This window comes from Burkholderia sp. MS389 (assembly GCF_016899425.1).
Lineage (GTDB): Bacteria > Pseudomonadota > Gammaproteobacteria > Burkholderiales > Burkholderiaceae > Burkholderia > Burkholderia sola.
In genome coordinates this window covers 710,125-728,249 of the sequence record NZ_CP045996.1, presented here as the reverse complement: position 1 = coordinate 728,249, position 18,125 = coordinate 710,125, and the positions used below count along the sequence as shown (strand labels likewise).

Annotated in this window: 13 protein-coding genes and 1 pseudogene; 8 read left to right on the top strand and 6 right to left on the bottom strand. The window is 68.9% G+C overall.

Annotation, left to right across the window (positions count from 1 at the left end; translation table 11 throughout):
- Positions 1-113: 113 nt before the first annotated feature.
- The 6 genes and pseudogenes from GJG85_RS32850 to GJG85_RS32825 all read right to left on the bottom strand — a co-directional run bounded on the left by GJG85_RS32850 (position 114) and on the right by GJG85_RS32825 (position 8,622).
- A complete protein-coding gene (locus tag GJG85_RS32850; RefSeq protein ID WP_050016874.1) occupies positions 114-1,988 on the bottom strand; it encodes an ABC transporter ATP-binding protein in 1,875 nt (624 codons plus the stop codon).
- Positions 1,988-2,944 (bottom strand): ABC transporter permease, encoded by a 957-nt coding sequence (locus GJG85_RS32845; protein ID WP_050016872.1) that lies wholly within the window; start codon positions 2,942-2,944, stop codon positions 1,988-1,990. The genes GJG85_RS32850 and GJG85_RS32845 overlap by 1 nt, the downstream gene beginning before the upstream one ends.
- A gap of 30 nt (positions 2,945-2,974) precedes the next feature.
- On the bottom strand, positions 2,975-3,928 hold the full coding sequence (locus GJG85_RS32840; protein ID WP_176015956.1) for an ABC transporter permease: 954 nt from the start codon (positions 3,926-3,928) through the stop codon (positions 2,975-2,977).
- 79 nt (positions 3,929-4,007) lie between these two features.
- Positions 4,008-5,591 (bottom strand): ABC transporter substrate-binding protein, encoded by a 1,584-nt coding sequence (locus GJG85_RS32835; protein ID WP_050016869.1) that lies wholly within the window; start codon positions 5,589-5,591, stop codon positions 4,008-4,010.
- A gap of 674 nt (positions 5,592-6,265) precedes the next feature.
- Positions 6,266-7,775 (bottom strand): annotated as a pseudogene (locus tag GJG85_RS32830) (methyl-accepting chemotaxis protein).
- A 178-nt stretch (positions 7,776-7,953) separates the two neighbouring features.
- Complete coding sequence (locus GJG85_RS32825) at positions 7,954-8,622, bottom strand: haloacid dehalogenase type II (RefSeq protein WP_050016866.1); 669 nt, start codon at positions 8,620-8,622, stop codon at positions 7,954-7,956.
- Between the two features lie 463 nt (positions 8,623-9,085).
- Between GJG85_RS32825 and GJG85_RS32820 the strand changes: the two genes are divergently transcribed.
- From GJG85_RS32820 to GJG85_RS32785, 8 genes are all read left to right on the top strand, one after another.
- Positions 9,086-9,946 carry a GNAT family N-acetyltransferase gene (locus tag GJG85_RS32820; RefSeq protein ID WP_050016861.1) on the top strand — a complete coding sequence of 287 codons (861 nt, stop codon included), beginning with the start codon at positions 9,086-9,088 and terminating at the stop codon, positions 9,944-9,946.
- Positions 9,947-9,958: 12 nt separating this feature from the next.
- The gene (locus tag GJG85_RS32815; RefSeq protein ID WP_050016859.1) at positions 9,959-10,885 is read left to right on the top strand and encodes a glyoxylate/hydroxypyruvate reductase A; all 927 of its coding nucleotides are present in this window, start codon (positions 9,959-9,961) and stop codon (positions 10,883-10,885) included.
- Between the two features lie 163 nt (positions 10,886-11,048).
- Positions 11,049-12,449, top strand: coding sequence for an aspartate aminotransferase family protein (locus tag GJG85_RS32810; RefSeq protein WP_089490413.1), 1,401 nt, complete (start codon positions 11,049-11,051; stop codon positions 12,447-12,449).
- An 85-nt stretch (positions 12,450-12,534) separates the two neighbouring features.
- Positions 12,535-13,026: a winged helix-turn-helix transcriptional regulator gene (locus GJG85_RS32805; RefSeq protein ID WP_006749694.1), complete on the top strand. Its 492-nt coding sequence runs from the start codon at positions 12,535-12,537 to the stop codon at positions 13,024-13,026.
- Positions 13,027-13,137: 111 nt separating this feature from the next.
- Positions 13,138-14,610 (top strand): NAD-dependent succinate-semialdehyde dehydrogenase, encoded by a 1,473-nt coding sequence (locus tag GJG85_RS32800; protein WP_050016851.1) that lies wholly within the window; start codon positions 13,138-13,140, stop codon positions 14,608-14,610.
- A 214-nt stretch (positions 14,611-14,824) separates the two neighbouring features.
- Positions 14,825-15,835, top strand: coding sequence for a helix-turn-helix domain-containing protein (locus tag GJG85_RS32795; protein WP_089490414.1), 1,011 nt, complete (start codon positions 14,825-14,827; stop codon positions 15,833-15,835).
- 78 nt (positions 15,836-15,913) lie between these two features.
- Positions 15,914-16,852: a transporter gene (locus GJG85_RS32790; protein WP_050016847.1), complete on the top strand. Its 939-nt coding sequence runs from the start codon at positions 15,914-15,916 to the stop codon at positions 16,850-16,852.
- A gap of 22 nt (positions 16,853-16,874) precedes the next feature.
- Positions 16,875-18,107, top strand: coding sequence for an MFS transporter (locus GJG85_RS32785; protein ID WP_050016845.1), 1,233 nt, complete (start codon positions 16,875-16,877; stop codon positions 18,105-18,107).
- The last annotated feature ends 18 nt before the right edge of the window (positions 18,108-18,125 follow it).

Sequence of the window (18,125 nt, the reverse complement as noted above, 5' to 3'; positions counted from 1 at the left end):
CCGCGTATTCGCGCGCGACACGCGTGCAAATTGCCGTTTTGCGCGACCGCCGCGGCAGACTATGCGGCGGCCCGTTCACCGCCCCGCGCGATGAACGGTTCGCGCGCCACGCACTACAGCTGCAGCGGCGCGACACCGGCGGGAATCGGCTCTGCCTGGAAGCGCGCGAGATCCTCCTCGCTGCGATGGCACAGCACCTGCGCGCCGTTGCCGAGCGTGCGCAGCGACGGGGCCGTCCGGTTGCACACGCCGTCCACGCGCATCGCGCAGCGCGACAGGAACGGACACAGCTCGTCCTCGTTCTCGCGCGCGCCGATCGGCACCAGCGGCCGGTGGCAACGCTCGGCCGCATCGTCGAGCCAGCCCGCGCGCAACTCCGGCGCGGACGACACGAGCAGATGCGAATACGGGTGATAAGGCGGCGCGCACAGCGCGTCGCGGCTGCCCGTCTCCACGCGGCGGCCCGCATACAGCACGACGATGTCGTCGCTGATCGCGCGCACCTTCGCGATGTCGTGCGTGATGAACACGTACGACACGCCGAGCTTTGCCTGCAGGTCGCGCAGCAGCTCGATGATCGCGGCGCCGACGACGGTGTCGAGCGCCGACGTGACCTCGTCGCACAGGATCAGGTCGGGCTCGGCCGCGAGCGCGCGCGCGAGGTTCACGCGCTGCTTCTGCCCGCCCGACAGCTCGCCGGTCCGCCGCGACGCCACCGCCGGCGGCAGCCGCACGAGCTCGAGCAGCTCCGCGACGCGCTGGCGGGCACGCGCACCCTTGATCCCGTGGTAGAACGCGAGCGGTCGTGCGAGCGTGCGCTCGACGGTATGCACGGGGTTGAGCGCGGTATCGGCGTTCTGGAACACGATCTGCACGCGGCGATGCTGCTCCTTGGTGCGCTTGACGATATCGCGTGCGAGCGGCACGCCGTCGAGCAGGATCTCGCCACCGGTCGCCGGCACGAGGCCCGCGATCACCTTCGCGAGCGTCGTCTTGCCAGAGCCCGATTCGCCGATCACGCCGACCGTCTGCCCGCGCCCGATGCGCAGGTCGACTTCATGCAGGATCACCTTCGCGGGCCAGCCGTTCGCGGCGCGGCCGCCGTAGCCCGCGATCGCGCCGCGCACGTCGAGCAGCGGTGTGGGCGCGGCCGGCTCCTGTGCTTGCGCCTGCGCGTCGCGCTCCGCATCGTTCGGCGTGACCGCGGCGATCAGGCTCTGCGTGTACGGGTGCGTCGGCGCATGCAGGATCTGTTCGGTATCGCCCGCCTCGCGGATCACGCCGTCGCTCAGCACGACGATCCGGTCGGCCATCTGCGCGACCACGGCCAGGTCGTGCGACACGTACACCGCGCTCATCCCGCAGCGCTTGATCACGTTCTTGAACGCCTGCAGCACGTCGATCTGCGTGGTCACGTCGAGCGCGGTGGTCGGCTCGTCGAGGATCACCAGCTCCGGATCGGTGATCAGCGCCATCGCGGCCATCAGCCGCTGCAACTGGCCGCCCGATACCTGGTGCGGATAGCGTTTGCCGATCGTCTCCGGCTCGGGCAGCGCGAGCGCGCGAAACAGCTCGATCGCCTTCGCCTGCGCGTCGCGCTTCGTCATCGTCTTGTGGATCAGCGCGCTCTCGATCACCTGGTCGAGAATCGTGCGCGACGGGTTGAACGCGGCGGCCGCGCTCTGGGCGATATACGCGACCTTGCGGCCGCGCAGCGCGGTCAGCGCCGGTCCGGAAAGCGTGCACACGTCGGTGCCGTCGAGCTTCACCGAGCCGCCGGCGATCCGGCATCCGGCGCGCGCATGGCCCATCAGCGACAGCGCGATCGTCGTCTTGCCGGAGCCCGATTCGCCGATCAGCGCAAGCACCTCGCCGCGCCCGATGTCGAAGTCGACGCCGTGGACGATCGTCGTTTCGTCGCCGCCCGGCCGGCCGCCGACCACGCGCAGTCCGCGCACCTCGACGAGCGGATTCGATTCGTGTCGCATCAGTGTCCTCCGGCGGCGCCGGCCGCGCCCTTGCGGCGGCCGCGATGCGGCAGACCGTCGATCAACAGGTTGACGCCCACCGTCAGGATCGCGATCGCGACCGCGGGCATGATCGCGACGGCCGAGCCGTCGCCGAGGCTCGCGATGTTCTCGCGCACGAGCGAGCCGAGGTCCGCGTACGGCGGCTGCACGCCGAGCCCGAGAAAGCTCAGGCCGCTCAGCAGCAGCACGACGAACGTGAAGCGCAGCCCGGTGTCCGCCAGCATCGGGTGGATCATGTTCGGCAGCATCTCGACGCACGCGATGTACAGCGCGCTTTCGCCGCGCGCCTTCGCCACCTGCACGAATTCGAGCGTGCTGATGTTGACCGCCAGCGCACGCGCGATCCGGTACGAGCCCGGCATGTAGCTGACCGCGGCGGTGAGCACCAGCAGCGGCAGCGACGAGCCGAATGCGGCGACGAACATCAGCGCGAACATCTTCGACGGAATCGACGTGAGCGCGTCGAGCAGCCGGCTCATCGTCTCGTCGACCGCGCGGCCCGACACGGTCGCGAGCAGCCCGAGCGTCGTGCCGGTCACCGCGGCGAGCAGCACCGCGGCCAGCGCGAGCAGCACGGTCAGCCGCGTGCCGTACAGGATCCGGCTCAGCATGTCGCGGCCGAGGAAGTCGGAGCCGAACGGCAGCTTCGCGCTGAACGACGCGAACACGTCGGGCGTGACGATCGCGCCGACGTCATGCGGCGCGATCAGCGGCGCGAACACCGCAACGAACAGCATCAGGCCGGCCATCGACAGGCCGACGCGGCCGCCGGTCGTCAACGCGAGGCGCGTGGCGCGGCGCTTGCGCGGCTGTTCGGGAGCAGGCGCGGCAGGCGGCATGCTGCCCCGCCCGAGGGGCGGGTCGCCGGAGGGCGGCAGCGCGCTGCTGCGTTGTACGGGTTCGATCGGTTGCATGGGCGGCATCTCGGAAGAAAGACGAAACACTCAGGTGCGCAGTCGCGGGTTCGACACGATCGAGCACAGGTCGGCGAACAGCACGAGCGTCAGGTACGCGACGCAGAAGATCAGCGTGCACGCCTGGACCAACGGGAAATCGCGATTGCTGACGGCGTCGACCATCAGGCTCGCGAGGCCCGGATAGTTGAAGATCGTCTCGACGACGATCACGCCGCCGAGCAGATACGACAGGCTCAGCGCGATCGCATTGGCGATCGGGCCGATCGCGTTCGGCAGCGCATGGCGCAGCACGACGCGCGCCGGGCTCGCGCCCTTCAACGTGGCCATCTCGACGTACGACGCGCTCAGTTGCTCGATCACCGCAGCGCGCGTCATGCGCGCCATCTGCGCGATCACGACCGCGCACAGCGTCAGCACCGGCATCGCATATGCACGCAGGAAATCGTGCAGGCTTTCGATCGGGCCGCTGTACGACAGTGCGGACAGCCAGTGCAGCTTCACCGCGAACACGAGCACGGCGACCGTCGCGATCAGGAATTCCGGCGTCGCGACGAGCGACAGCGTGCCGAGGCTGATCACGCGGTCGATCGCCGACTCGCGCTTGACCGCCGCGAGGATCCCGAGCAGCAATGCGATCGGCACCGACACCGCGGTCGTGATCGCCGCCAGCGCGAGCGACTTCGGCAGGCGCCCGCCGATCAGTTCCGACACCGGCATGTCGCCGGAAAACGACCGGCCGAAATCGCCGTGCAGCAGCCCGCCGAGCCAGTGCAGGTAACGCACGTGCGCCGGCATGTCGAGACCGAACTGCTGGCGCAGCGCGGCGACCGTCTCCGGCGTCGCCGACTGGCCGAGCGCGGCCTGCGCGGCGTCGCCCGGCAGCAGGTTCGTGATCGTGAAGATGATCGCGGACACGATCAGCAGCGTCAGCGCGGTGACCGCGATGCGCCGGCCGATCAGCCCGATGAGAACTCGGTTCATGGAGCGACACTCCCGAAAAGCCCCCGCGTGGCCGGCGCGGTCGCCCGCACCGGCCGCGCGACGGCGGCCAGCCACAACATCATGCGTTCCACCACACGTTCTCGGCGAACGTGAAGCCCATCATCGGCCCGGTGGGGATCGAGCCGAGGCCCGCGAGCCGCTTGTCGTAGCCGTCGAGGAAGCTGATGAACGCCGGAATGCCGACCCGCCCCTGCTGCGACACGATCACCTGCATGTCGCCGTACATCTGCTTGCGCTTCGCGTCGTCGGTTTCCGAACGCGCGGCGAGCAGCAACTGGTCGAACTTCGCGTTCTTCCAGCCCGACTCGTTCCACGGCGCATCCGACTTGAAGAACTGCGTGAACAGCACGTCGGCGCTCGAACGCGGGTTGATGTTGCCGAACGTGAGCGGGTGCTTCATCCAGTGGTTCGACCAGTAACCGTCGGGCGACGCGCGGTTGACCTGCAGGTTCAGCCCGATCTTCTGGCCGGCCTGCTGCAGCAGCACGGCCATTTCGATCGAGCCGTTCGCGTCGGACGTCGCATAGATCGGCGGCAGCGCGGCGCCGAGCGCCCCCGCCTTCTGGAGCAGGAATTTCGCCTTGTCCGGATCGTGCGCGCGCTGCGGCAGCGACGCGTTGAAGTAGCGATGCCCCGGCGGAATCGGCTGGTCGTTGCCGATCACCGAATAGCCGCGGAACACCGCCGTGCGAAGCTGCTCGCGATCGAACAGGTACTTCATCCCTTCGACGAAATCGGGGTTCGCGACGATCGGGTTGTCGCTGCGCATGATCAGGTCGGTATAGAGGCCGGACTTGGTTTCCTTCAGTGCGTATCCCGGCGTCGACGAGACCCGCTGCGTCGAGCGCGGATCGATCGCGTTGATCAGGTGCACGTCGCCCGACAGCAGCGCGTTCAGGCGCGCGGCGCTGTCGCTGATGCCGATCAGCTCGATCTCGTCGAGATACGGCTTGCCCGGCTTGAAGTAGCTGTCGTTGCGCACGCCGATGGTCGACACGCCCGGCTTGAACGACTTCAGCTTGTACGGGCCGCAGCCGACGCCGGTCGAGAAGTCGGTCGTGCCGTCCTTGACGATCACGAGCTGCGGCGTCGCGAGGATCACCGGCAGATCGGCGTTCGCGCTCGCGAGCGTCAGCGTGACTTCGTCGGGGCCGGTCGCCTTCGCATCCGAGAACTGTTCGGCAAGCGTCTTGACCTTCGACGCGGTGGCCGGGTTCTTGTGGCGCATCAGCGAAAACACCACGTCGGCCGGGCCGACGGGCTTGCCGTCGTGGAACGTGACGCCCTTGCGCAGCTTGATGATCCAGGTCTTCGCGTCGGTCGTCTGCAGCGACTCGGCGAGGTTCATCTGCGGCGTCAGGCTCGCATCGAGCTGCGTGAGACCGCTGTAGAACATGAAGAAGCGCGTGTAGTCCGCGCCCGTCGAGCCCTTGGCCGGGTCGAGCGTATCGGCCGTCGAGCCGGCTTCGTTCGCAACCCGGATCTTGCCGCCGCGCTTCGGCGCGGGCGCGGCGAATGCCGAATCGGGGGTCATCAGCAGTCCGCCGGCGCCGGCGGCCATCATGCCGCCCGCCGCCATGACCTTCATCATGTCGCGGCGCGTGAAGCCGCCCTTGCCGCCGTTGTCGATATCGTCGCTCATCCGAACTGCTCCTGACTGTGGGAAGTGGGTCCAAGGGTCCAGCGTGGTTGTTCAATCGCGCCGCGCCCGCTTGCTGGTGGCGGGCGCGACGTCGTACACATGCAATTCATTTAAGCATCGCCAAAATGCGGTTTGTCGCGATTCGGGCGCCCCGCACGATACGAATCGACCGTTTTAGGCCGCCCGCGCAGCATGAATTGCTGCGTGCGCGCACGTGTCGCCGTTGGCCCGGTGGCGTGTCGCGGTGGTTGCCGAATCCGTGTCGATGCAGGAAATCGTAAGGCCGCAGCCGCCGCAGATTGCGCCGACAAAATTGCCCGTTCGGCATCCGGCGCGCGTTTGGCTCACGCAAACCACACGTTTGTGTCGAATGCGTGTGCGCATGCCGACGACGGCCGAAATGAGCGGCGCATTGCGGCAGATCGCCGCATGCACGGGCGTCGACGGTGGGGATCGCGACGGGACGTCGCACAGGAAAGTTCAGAGGAATACCGCTCGATCGGAGCGGCTTGGCGGGAAGACGGGAAGATCACGGGACTACCGGGAAACCGGGACCGTGCAGCCGTCAGGCGACGCGTGCGTCACCGGCATGTCGACGCGCACGCCGGGCGGCCGCCAGCGCGGCGCCCGAGAAGCAGAGGATGCGCCGGCCGCGAACGGACGGCGCGAAGCCGTCACGCAGCGAGCCGGAATACCGATACGGCGGCCCGCAGGCGCGCCGCCTGCTCGACGAGCGCGGCGTTCTGCTGGGTGACTTCGTCCATTTGCGCGACCGCCAGCCCGATCTGTTCGATGCCGGTGCTTTGCTCGGCCGATGCCGCCGAAATCTCGCCCATGATGTCGGCCACCCGGTCGATCGACCGGACGATCTCCGTCATCCGCTCGCCGGCCGTCTCGACGAGCCGGCTGCCGCTGCCGGCCCGCTCGACCGACGCGTCGATCAATCCCTTGATGTCCTTCGCGGCCGCGGCGCTGCGTTGCGTGCGCGAGCGAACGCACTTCCGACGCGACGACGGCGAACCCGCGCCCCTCCTCGCCGGCCCGCGCGGCTTCCACCGCGGCGTTGAGCGCGAGAATGTTGGTCTGGAATGCGATGCTTTCGATGACGACGGTAATGTCCGCGATCCGCACCGATCCATCCGAAATCTGCCGCATCGTTTCGACGACGGCCTGCACAGCGGCGCCGCCGAGTTCGGTCGCATCCTTCGCCTGGGCCACGAGCGCATTCGCCTGACGTGCGTTGTCGGCGTTCTGTTTGACCGTGGACGTGATCTGCTCCATGCTCGCCGCCGTTTCCTGCAACGACGCGGCCTGCTGCTCGGTGCGCTGCGACAGATCCAGGTTGCCTTGCGCGATCTCGCCGGTGCCGGTGGCGATCGAGTGGGTCGTGGTCTGGATCTCGGCGATGGTGTCGGTCAGCCGCGCCTTCATGTCGCCCAGCGCGACGAGCAGGCTGCCGGGCGCGGCGTGCGCCGTATCGAACTGCACGTCCAGTTCGCCGGCGGCGATGCGGGCGGCGATCTGCGTCGCATGCGCGGGCTCGCCGCCGAGCGTGCGCCTGACGCTGCGCAGCACGCCCCATGCGATGGCCGCGAGCGCCGCGGCGATGACGAGCGCGACGGCGCCGAGCACCATCGCGAGTCGGGCAAACGCCGCGTTGATGTCGTCGTAGAAAAATCCGGTGCCGATCCACCAGTTCCAGTCCGGAATCGCGACCACGCCCTGCAGCTTCGGCTCCAGGTCCGCGTCGGGGCTGCGCTTGATCAGCACGTCGACGAGCGCGAAATGCGCCTGCGCCATCCCCGCGCGGTACGCCTCGCTGTCGGTCATGCCGCTGGTCGTGCGGTTGCCTTTCGCGCGCGTGCCGATGAACTTCGCGTTCGGGTGCACGAGGTTGACGCCGTCGGACGTCGTGACCCAGAAGTAGCTCTTCGAATTCGCGTTGAGCGCCGCCAGCGCGGCCTTGGCCTGCTGCTGCGCCTGCTCCTGCGTGAGCGTGCCGCTCGTCTGCAGCGCGCGATACGAATCGACCAGATGCTCGGCCTTGGTCAGCAGAATGACGATCTCTTCGCGGCGGCTGTCGATCAGCGCGTCGCGCAGCGTGTGCAGCGACAACGCGGCGAGCAGGACGACGCCGAGCAGCGCCGCGGCGACGAGCATCAGCAGTTTGGTGGACAACTTCATGCGGGGGCCTCGAAATATTAACCGTTCGGTACATATATCGGCCCGGGCGGCCCCGCCTTGAACGACTCGATATCGGTAATTACCCTCGTTTCGTACGCTGATCGAACGCGTGACGGGACGCGCCGGCATCACGGCTGCGTCCCGTCGCGCGTTCGATGGATCTGCCGGCGCAGCCGGCTTACAGCCCGAGCTGCGTCGCGAGCTGGCCGATGTCCGACACTTCGTAATAGTTGTAGAACGGCGTGCCCGGCTCGTGGCCGCGGTTCACGAACGCCTTGTGCTTGATCCCGAGATCCTCGGCCGTCATCAGGTCGTAGCGCAGGCTCGACGACACGTGCAGCACGTCCTCCGGCTTGCAGCCGAGCTTGTCGAACATGTATTCGAAGCCCTGCATCCGCGGCTTGTACGATTGCGCCTGCTGCGCGGTGAACACCGCGTGGAACGGCGCGCCGAGCTTGTCGACGTTGCTCATGATCTGCTCGTCCATCGCATTCGACAGGATCACCAGCTTGTACTTCGACGCCAGCCGCGACAGCCCGGCCGGCACGTCCGGGTGCGGGCCCCACGTCGGCACCGCATGATAGAAAAGCTCGGCCTCGGCTTCGTCGAACTTCACGCCGAGCCGCGCGCAGGTGCGGCGGACCGAGTTGACGACGACGTCGCGGTACGGCTTCCACGCACCGAGCACCTCGTCGAGCCGATAGGCGGCGAACGCGCGCACGAAGGCCTCCATCGCGGCCGGCGACAGCCGGTCCGCATAGATTTCGCGCGCCGTCTCGGCCATCCGGAAATGGGTCAGCGTGCCGTAGCAGTCGAAGGTGATGTACTTCGGTTCAAACTGGATCATGGTGACGTCCTGTCGGTGTGAAGCCCCGGCAGGGCCGGGGGTGGGCTGGGTTTAACGAAATTGAATCAGGGCAAAAAGTCGTTCGCGCATCGTTCGGCGTCGCTCAAAACGCAGAATCGCCGCGTGTTGCCCGGCACATGCAGCACGATCTGCGGCGCGATCGGGCGCGGCGCGGCCGGCCGGTGGGCGGCGTGCTGCCGCAGCGGGCTCGCCTGCCGGCGCGGCCCTCCGGGCAGGCGGCAGCGCGGCCGTGCATTTATCGTAGCGGCGTTCCCACAGCAGGAGTGGTGGGATTGACCGGCCGCGCCGGCACGATCAGCGCGTTCGTCCGCATCGATCGAACGGGTTTGCGTCGATCTCGCGGGCGCGTCCGTCACCGCCGGAAAACAGGCGAATCGTCCTATCCGCGCCCGTGGGTCGCTGGCAGAGTCGATAGGTCATTTCTACCCATCCGGAGTCCGGCGTGTCCGACCTCAATTCTTCCCGCACGCTCACCTATCGCCCGTTCGCCGAAACCGACCTGCCCGCCGCCCATCGGCTGTCGGAGGCGGTCAAGTGGCCGCACCGGCTCGACGACTGGCGCTTCGCGTTCCAGCTCGGCAGCGGCATCGTGGCCGAAGACGAGACCGGCGTCGTGGGGACCGCACTCGGCTGGCGCCTCGGCGAATCGCACGCGGCGCTCGGCATGGTGATCGTGTCGCCCGAGCGGGCGGGCGGCGGCATCGAGCGCGAGCTCCTGGCCCGCGCGCTCGACGGCTTCGGCACACGAACCGTCTTTCTGCATGCGATGCCGGGGCGCGAGCCGCTGTACGCCGCGTTCGGCTTCGAGCCGATCGATACGATCGACCAGCATCAGGGCGCGGCGTTCCGGCCGCCGCTGATCTCGCTGCCGCCCGGCGAGCGCCTGCGCCCGCTCGGCACCAACGACGGGCCGCGCCTCGCCGCGCTCGCGTCGCGTGCGGCCGGCTACGAACGCGGCGCGGTGACCGATGCGCTGCTCGACGTCGCGAACGGCATCGCGCTCGATCGCGACGGCGAGTTGCTCGGCTTCGCGCTGTTCCGCCGTTTCGGCCCGGGCCACGTGATCGGCCCGGTGATCGCGCCGGATGCGCTGCGCGCGCAGGCGCTGATCAGCCACTGGCTCGCGTTGAACGAGGGGATGTTCGTGCGGCTCGACTTGCCCAGCGACAGCGGGCTGTCCGACTGGCTGGAAGGGCTCGGGCTGCCGCGCGTCGATACCGTCGTCGCGATGGCGCGCGGCACGACGCCGGCGCGCGACCCGGCGCTGCGTGCGTTCGCGATCGTGAGCCAGGCACTCGGCTGAAGGACACCGACGATGAGCTTCCTGTACAAGGCCGACCCGGTGCGCGGCGCGCAGTGGGCGGCACGCTTCGCGCAACAGGCGCCCGACCTGCCGTTCCGGATCTGGCCGGACCTCGGCGACGCCGCGGCCGTCCGCTATCTCGCCGCCTGGCAGCCGCCGGACGATCCGGTCGGGCTGCTGCCGAATCTCGAAGTCGTGTTCTCGGTCGGCGCCGGCATCGACCAGTTCGACCTGTCGCGCGTGCCTTCGCACATCCCCGTCGTGCGGATGATCGAGCCGGGCATCGTCGAAGGGATGGTCGAATACGTGACGCAGGCCGTGCTGACGATCCATCGCGACCTGTTCGACTATGCGACGCAGCAGCGCGACCAGGTGTGGCGCGAGCATCCCGTACGCGCGGCCGCGTCGCGGCGCGTCGGCGTGCTCGGGCTCGGCACGCTCGGCCAGGCCGTGCTCGACACGCTGCGGCGCTTCGGTTTCCCGTGCGCCGGCTGGAGCCGCACGCCGCGCACGCTCGACGGCATCGACTGCTACGCGGGCGATGCGGCGCTCGACGCGTTCCTCGCCCGCACCGACATCCTGATCTGCCTGCTGCCGCTCACCGACAGCACGCGCGGGCTGCTCGGCGCACGCGTGTTCGACGCGCTACCGGCCGGCGCGTCGCTCGTGCAGGTCGGGCGCGGCCCGCAACTCGATGAAGCCGCGCTGCTCGCGGCGCTCGCGAGCGGCCGCGTCGACAGCGCGATCCTCGACGTGACGGACCCCGAACCGCTGCCGGCCGGCCATCCGTTCTGGACGCATCCGCGCATTCGCATCACGCCGCACATCGCCAGCGCGACGCGGCCCGACACCGCGGTCGACGCGGTGCTCGCGAACCTCGCGCGCCATCGCGCGGGGCAGCCGATGATCGGCGTCGTCGATCGTACGCGCGGCTACTGACCTGCTGCGCGCCCGGCCCGCCGGGCGCGCAGCAGAAAATGCCGAAGCGCCCCGCACAAACGCCGCGCGCATACGTTTCAGGCCGCAAATTGAAGACGCATGCGGAATTCTCGCCCGTTAGCATGAACTCACCGCTGACACCTGACGAGAGTCCCGCCTTCCCATGAACCAAGCCGCGCTGATCGAAGCCGATCGTCAACATCTGATCCACCCCGTCGTCAACTACCGTGCGCACGAGGCGCGCGGCGTCACCGTGCTGGAATCCGCGGACGGCGTGTTCCTGCGCGACGCCGCGGGCCACACGCTGCTCGACGCGTTCTCGGGCCTGTGGTGCGTGAACGTCGGTTACGGCCGCGACAGCATCGTGAAGGCCGCCGCCGACCAGATGGCGAAGCTGCCCTACGCGACCGGTTATTTCCACTTCGGCTCGCAGCCGGCGATCGAACTCGCCGAACGGCTCGCCGCGCTCGCGCCGCCGTCGCTGAACCGCGTGTACTTCACGCTCGGCGGTTCGGACGCGGTCGATTCCGCGATCCGTTTCATCACGCATTATTTCAACGCGACCGGCCGCCCGTCGAAGAAGCAGATGATCGCGCTGGAACGCGGCTATCACGGTTCGTCGTCGGTCGGCGCCGGCCTCACCGCACTGCCCGCGTTCCACCGTCATTTCGACCTGCCGCGCGCGGACCAGCACCATATTCCGTCGCCCTACCCGTACCGCCATCCGCTCGGCGACGATCCGCAGGCGCTGATCGCCGCGTCGGTCGCCGCGCTCGAAGCGAAGGTCGCCGAACTCGGCGCGGACAACGTCGCCGCGTTCTTCTGCGAGCCGGTGCAGGGTTCCGGCGGCGTGATCGTGCCGCCGGCCGGCTGGCTGAAGGCGATGCGCAACGCGTGCCGGCGTCTCGGCATCCTGTTCGTCGCCGACGAGGTGATCACCGGCTTCGGCCGCACCGGCCCGCTGTTCGCCTGCGAGGCCGAGCAGGTCGATCCGGACCTGATGACGGTCGCGAAGGGCCTGACCGCCGGCTATGCGCCGATGGGCGCGGTGCTGATGTCCGACGAAATCTACGAGGGGATCGCGGGCGACCGCGCCGATGCGCCGGTGGTCGGCCACGGCCATACGTATTCCGCGCACCCGGTGAGCGCGGCGATCGGCCTCGAGGTGCTGAAGCTCTATCACGAAGGCGGGCTGCTCGCGAACGGCCAGGCGCTGGCGCCGCGCTTCGCCGCGGGGCTCGACGCGCTGCGCGCGCATCCGCTCGTCGGCGACGCACGTTCGGTCGGCCTGCTCGGCGCGCTCGAACTGGTGGCCGACAAGGCGCACAAGACGCGCTTCGACCCGGCGCTGAACGTGCCCGACAAGATCGCGGCCGCCGCGTACGCGAACGGCGTGGTGTTCCGCGCGTTCGGCGACGGCGTGCTCGGCTTCGCGCCGGCGCTGAGCTTCACCGCGGGCGAGTTCGACCTGCTGTTCGAACGCGTGCGCAAGACGCTCGACGACGTGCTGGCCGATGCGGGCGTGCAGCGCGCGCTCGACGCCGCGCACGCGCAGCCGGCCTGACCGGACAAGGGAAAGCCGGGCTTGTGGCCGCCATCGTTCGACTCTAAAGTAACCGGACATTCCATTTTTGCCTTCTCACGTGAACATGACGGACAGCAAGCTGGATCGCATCGACCTGCGCATCCTCTCCCAGTTGCAGAAGCGCGGCCGCATGACCAACGTCGAGCTGGCCGATGCGGTCGGGCTGTCGCCCAGTCCATGCCTGATCCGCGTGAAGCGGCTCGAGAAGGCCGGCTACATCGGCGGCTACGGCGCGCACATCCAGCTCGAGAAACTCGGCGACGTGCAGGTCGTGTTTACCGAGGTCACGCTGGCCGACCACCGGCGCGAGGATTTCGACCGCTTCGTCGCGGCGATCCGCAACGTCGACGAGATCGTCGAATGCCACCTCGCGAGCGGCGGCTACGACTATCTGCTGAAGTTCATCACGCGCAGCGTGAGCCATTACCAGACGATCGTCGAAGGGCTGCTCGAGCAGAACATCGGCATCGAGAAGTATTTCAGTTACGTGATCATCAAATCGCCGTTCGTCAAACGGCATTACCCGCTCGAATCGCTGTTCGGCGAACGTCACTGACGTACGCGCGACACCCCTGAACGCGGCAGCCCGCTGTCCGCGTGGGGTCGTCGCGCGCCCGCTCCGCCGTCGTTGTCGTTGCCGCCGAACCGCTTCATTCAAGGAACTGTCATGCCGCTTACGCTGTCCCGAACCGAACTCGTCCGCACCGCCAACCTGATCGACGGCGCCTGGCGCGATGCGCTCGACGGCCGCCGCTTCGCCGTCACCGATCCGGCCACGCTCGATACCGTTGCCCACGCACCCGACAGCGGCGCCGCCGACGCCCGCGCGGCGACCGACGCGGCGGCCCGCGCGCTGCCCGCGTGGCGCGCGACGCCCGCGCGCGAACGCGCCGCGATCCTGCGTGCCTGGCATGCGGCGATCGTCGCGCACACCGACGATCTCGCGAAGCTGATGTCGCGCGAACAGGGCAAGCCGCTTGCCGAAGCGCGCGGCGAAGTCGCGTACGGTGCGTCGTACGTGCTGTGGTTCGCCGAGGAAGCGACGCGCACGTACGGCGACCTGATCCCGCAGCAGCAGCGCGGCAAGCGGCTCAGCGCGGTGAAGGAGCCGATCGGCGTCGTCGCGGCGATCACGCCGTGGAATTTCCCGCTCGCGATGATCGCGCGCAAGATCGCACCCGCGCTCGCGGCCGGCTGCACGGTCGTCGCGAAGCCGGCGGAGGACACGCCGCTGACCGCGCTCGCGCTCGCGTTTCTCGCGCAGGAAGCCGGCGTACCGGCCGGCGTGCTGAACCTGATTACCGCGTCGCGCGAACGCGGCGTGGAAGCCGCGGCCGACTGGCTCGCCGACGGCCGCGTGCGCAAGATCACGTTCACCGGCTCGACGGCCGTCGGCAAGCTGCTCGCGCGCGACTCGGCGGCGACGTTGAAGAAGCTGTCGCTGGAGTTGGGCGGCAATGCACCGTTCATCGTGTTCGACGATGCGGAGCTCGATGCCGCGGTCGACGGGCTGATGGCCGCCAAGTTCCGCAACGGCGGGCAGACGTGCGTGTCGCCGAATCGCGTGTACGTGCAGGCCGGCGTCTACGATGCATTCGCCGCGAAGCTCGCCGCGCGCGTCGCCGCGCTGAAGGTTGCGCCGGCGACGGACCCGGCCGCGCAGATCGGCCCGATGATCAACGCGCGCGCGGTCGACAAGATCGCGCGGCACGTCGGCGATGCCGTCGAACGCGGCGCGCGCGTGCTGACGGGCGGCAAGCGCCTGACCGAGCTCGGTGCGAACTATTACGCGCCGACCGTGCTCGCCGACGCCACCGCCGACATGCAGCTGACCTGCGAGGAAACCTTCGGCCCGGTCGCCGCGCTGTTCCGGTTCGATACGGAGGACGAAGCGGTCGACGCCGCGAACGACACGCCGTTCGGGCTCGCCGCGTATTTCTACACGCAGAACGTGCGGCGCATCGCGCGCGTGTCGGCGCGGCTCGAAACCGGCATCGTCGGGATCAACGAAGGCGCGCTCGCGAGCGAGGCCGCGCCGTTCGGCGGCGTGAAGGAATCGGGCTATGGTCGCGAAGGCTCGCGTTATGGCCTCGACGACTATCTGTCGATCAAGTATCTGTGCCAGGGCGGGCTCGACTGAACCGGCGTCGCCGCGCGTTCGATTTCCCGTTGCGCGTTCCGCGCCCGCTGGCGGGTCCTTGCGGGTGCGGGCGCCATACCGAATCATGCATGCCCGACGCGGCGTCCCGTCATCCGCGGCGGCACCGCACCCGCGGCCCCGGGTAAAAACGCATTGCCAACCGGAATTTGTGTGCGCATTGTCGGCGGACGCCTCGTCCACCGCCCCACTCCCCATGCATTCCGCTCCGCTGTCGTCCGCCGCAAGCCTTGCCGACACCGCGCCTGACGCGCTGCCGTTGATCCGGCGCTTCGCCAGCGAGGATGTCGATACCCACGCGGAATGCACGCACGGCTGGTCGATCCGGCTCGATCAGCTGTCGCCCGGGCCGTTCCATGGCACGCTGCATGAAATCCGCTTCGACGGCATGCAGTTGCTGCGCGAACGCGTGAACCGCGCGCTGCTCAAGCGCGGCGACCAGTGCGCCGGCAGCACGTCGTTCAGCATCCCGCTGGAAACCGCCGGCGCCGGCTTCTGCGGCGGCGCGCTGCTGCGCGACAAGGCCTTGCTCGTCTCCGGCGGCACCTCGCTGCCGGAACTGCGCACGCCCGACCATCAGGACGTCGTGCTGTTGACGGTGCCCAACGACACGCTGCACCAACTGGCGTGGCTCGGCGATCAGGACGAAGACGGCGACCGCGTATCGTCGAACGAAACCCGCATCCTGCGGGTGCCCGCCGCACGCCATCACGCACTGACCTCGTTGCTGGTGGCCGGCTTCGGGGCGTGCGATACACCGGAGCGCCCGCTCGCCCGGCCGCACACGCGCAAGTCGCTGCGCGACGCCATCCTGGTCGAACTCGTGCACGCGATGGAAGCCGCCGGCCGCCCCGTGCGGCTCGATCCATCCGCGCGGCACCGCGTCGTCGATCGCGTGCGCGAACTCGTCGCGGCACGGCCCGATGTGCCGTTGACGGTGCTCGACGTATGCCGCGAAGTCGGCGCGAGCCGGCGCAAATTGCAGTATTGCTTCGAGGAAATCCTCGGCACGCACCCCGCGTGGTACCTGCGCGTGCTGCGGCTGAACGCGGTGCGCCGCGAACTGCGCGAACATTCCCCGGCGAGCACGTCGGTCAGCGACGTCGCGTGCCGCTGGGGCTTCTGGCACCTGAGCCGGTTCGCGTCGCACTACCGGGAACTGTTCGGCGAACTGCCGTCCGACACGCTCAAACGCCCGCCGCGATAATTACCAAAAGCGGATAACGCGCCGGATTTTGACGTTCCTAGACTCCGTACACATTTCAACTGTACGGGGAACGGCACGATGGAAATCCTCAGACGTCCGCACGGCGTGCGGCGCTGCCGCACACGCACCACCGCCGTCGCGATCGGCACGTTGGCGGCCACGCTCGCCTGCCAGCACGCCCACGCGCTCGAAAACGACGGTCCGATCACGCCGTTCGGCGTATTCGATTTCGGCGCGGGCATCACGCCGCCGCCCACGCCGAACGGCACGCTCGCCACGCGCTTCGCGTACTACTCGACCCGCACGATCCGCAACGGCGGCAACACCGACTTCTCGCTGACGGTCGCGTCCTGGAGCCTCGCGTACATCCGGATGACGAACGCGAAACTGTTCGGCGCGAACGTCGGCTTCGGCGCGGTCGTGCCGTTCCTGAACCTGAACGGCCACGTGAACGTGCCGACGCCGGCCGGCACGCTCGCGATGTCGGCCGATCCGACCAACATCGGCGATGCGGACTTCCAGCCGCTGATCCTCGCATGGACCTCGCCGAACCTGTTCGTCAACGTCGCGCTGCAGGTGCAGGCGCCGACCGGTGCGTATCGCGCCACGCGGCTCTTCAATCCGGGCGTCAACCACTGGACCTTCTCGCCGATCATCGGCGCGACGTACATCACCGATAGCGGATTCGAAATCTCGACCAGCATCGAGATCGATCAGAACACGACCAACCGCGCGACGAACTATCGCAGCGGCACCGGGTTCCGCCAGGAATTCGCGCTCGGCCAGCACATCGGCCCTTTCACGGCGGGCCTGGGCGGCTACATCGAGCGGCAGTTGAGCAACGACCACGGCCCGACCATCGACGGCAACCGCGCGCGCGTGAATGCGCTGGGCCCGGCGATCAGTTACGTCGAGCCGGGCAAGCCCGCGGTCTGGCTGCATGCGTACAAGGAATTCGGCGCGCGGAACCGCGCGCAGGGTTACCAGATCGCGCTGCGTGCCGCGCTGTCGTTCTGATGTTCCGATTCGGGAGCCGTCGATGAATCCGCTTTCCTCAACGCAATCCGCGCCCGCCTACCCGCGTGCCGCCCGGCAGGCCGGTACCCGCCAGGGCGCCGTACTGCTGCTCGGCAGCAGTCTCACCGTGATGGGCGCGGTCATGATCGCGCCGATCCTGCCGAAACTCGCGGCCGAATTCGTGCCGGCCGACCCGCGCATGGCCGCGCTCGTGCCGCTCATCGCGACGGGCCCCGCGCTCGCGATCGCGCTGTGCGCGCCGCTCGCCGGCTGGCTGGCCGATCGCGTCGGACGCAAGATGTTGCTGTTGCTCGCGACGCTCGTGTACGGGCTCGTCGGCGCGGCGCCGGCGTGGCTCGACAGCCTCGCCGCGATCCTCGTGTGCCGGCTCGCGCTCGGCGCGGCGGAAGCGTGCGTGATGACCTGCTGCACGACGCTGATCGGCGATTACTGGCATGGCGAACAGCGGGTGCGCTACGTGAACCGGCAGGTCGTCACGATCGGTATCGTCGGCACGGTGTTTTTCGTGCTCGGCGGCGCGGCCGGCGAGCACGCGTGGCGCTACCCGTTCTATCTGTACCTGTTGCCGATCCTGCTCGTGCCGGCGATTGCGACCGTGCTGTGGGAACCGCTGCGCGACGGTCAGCCCGCCGGGCCGGCCGACAACGGCACGCCGCCGGCCGGCAACCGGCTCGCGCCGACGCTCGCGGTCGGCTACGGGTTGATCTGCATCGGCATGGTCAGTTCGTTCGTGGTGCCGGTGCAGATGCCGCAGCTGATGGTCGACATCGGCCAGCGCTCGTCGACGATGATCGGTGCGGTCGCGGGCGTCGGCCTGCTGTCGACGCTGGCCGGTTCGATCGCGTGGCCATGGTTGCGCGACGCGCTCGGCCGCCGCTTCGTCAACGTCGTGCTCCTGGCGCTGCTCGCGGCGGGCCTGTTCTTGCTGGCCCGCGCGCATACGGTGCCGGCCATCGTCGTGGCGGTCGTGATTCACGGCTTCGGCGGCGGCATGCTGGTGCCCAATGCGATCCTGCCGCTAATGCGCACGCTGTCGCTCGCGATGCGCGGCCGCGGCCTCGGCGGTTTCACGGCCGCGCTCTATCTGGGCCAGTTCGTCAGCCCGCTCGTCGTGCTCGGCTGTGCGCAGGCATTCGGCGGATTGCGCGCGGCGGTGTTCGCGATTGCGGCGGGCACGGCCGTCGCCGCGTTGTCGTGGTTGTTGCCGGCGCTTCGCCGTCGCGACGACGCATAACCCATTCACGTTTTCCCG

Bases quoted from the DNA above. Each gene is read 5' to 3' on its own strand.
- GJG85_RS32850 (WP_050016874.1), bottom strand. From the start codon at position 1,988: ATGCGACACGAATCGAATCCGCTCGTCGAGGTGCGCGGACTGCGCGTG.
- GJG85_RS32845 (WP_050016872.1), bottom strand. From the start codon at position 2,944: ATGCAACCGATCGAACCCGTACAACGCAGCAGCGCGCTGCCGCCCTCC.
- GJG85_RS32840 (WP_176015956.1), bottom strand. From the start codon at position 3,928: ATGAACCGAGTTCTCATCGGGCTGATCGGCCGGCGCATCGCGGTCACC.
- GJG85_RS32835 (WP_050016869.1), bottom strand. From the start codon at position 5,591: ATGAGCGACGATATCGACAACGGCGGCAAGGGCGGCTTCACGCGCCGC.
- GJG85_RS32825 (WP_050016866.1), bottom strand. From the start codon at position 8,622: ATGATCCAGTTTGAACCGAAGTACATCACCTTCGACTGCTACGGCACG.
- GJG85_RS32815 (WP_050016859.1), top strand. From the start codon at position 9,959: ATGAGCTTCCTGTACAAGGCCGACCCGGTGCGCGGCGCGCAGTGGGCG.
- GJG85_RS32810 (WP_089490413.1), top strand. From the start codon at position 11,049: ATGAACCAAGCCGCGCTGATCGAAGCCGATCGTCAACATCTGATCCAC.
- GJG85_RS32805 (WP_006749694.1), top strand. From the start codon at position 12,535: ATGACGGACAGCAAGCTGGATCGCATCGACCTGCGCATCCTCTCCCAG.
- GJG85_RS32800 (WP_050016851.1), top strand. From the start codon at position 13,138: ATGCCGCTTACGCTGTCCCGAACCGAACTCGTCCGCACCGCCAACCTG.
- GJG85_RS32795 (WP_089490414.1), top strand. From the start codon at position 14,825: ATGCATTCCGCTCCGCTGTCGTCCGCCGCAAGCCTTGCCGACACCGCG.
- GJG85_RS32790 (WP_050016847.1), top strand. From the start codon at position 15,914: ATGGAAATCCTCAGACGTCCGCACGGCGTGCGGCGCTGCCGCACACGC.
- GJG85_RS32785 (WP_050016845.1), top strand. From the start codon at position 16,875: ATGAATCCGCTTTCCTCAACGCAATCCGCGCCCGCCTACCCGCGTGCC.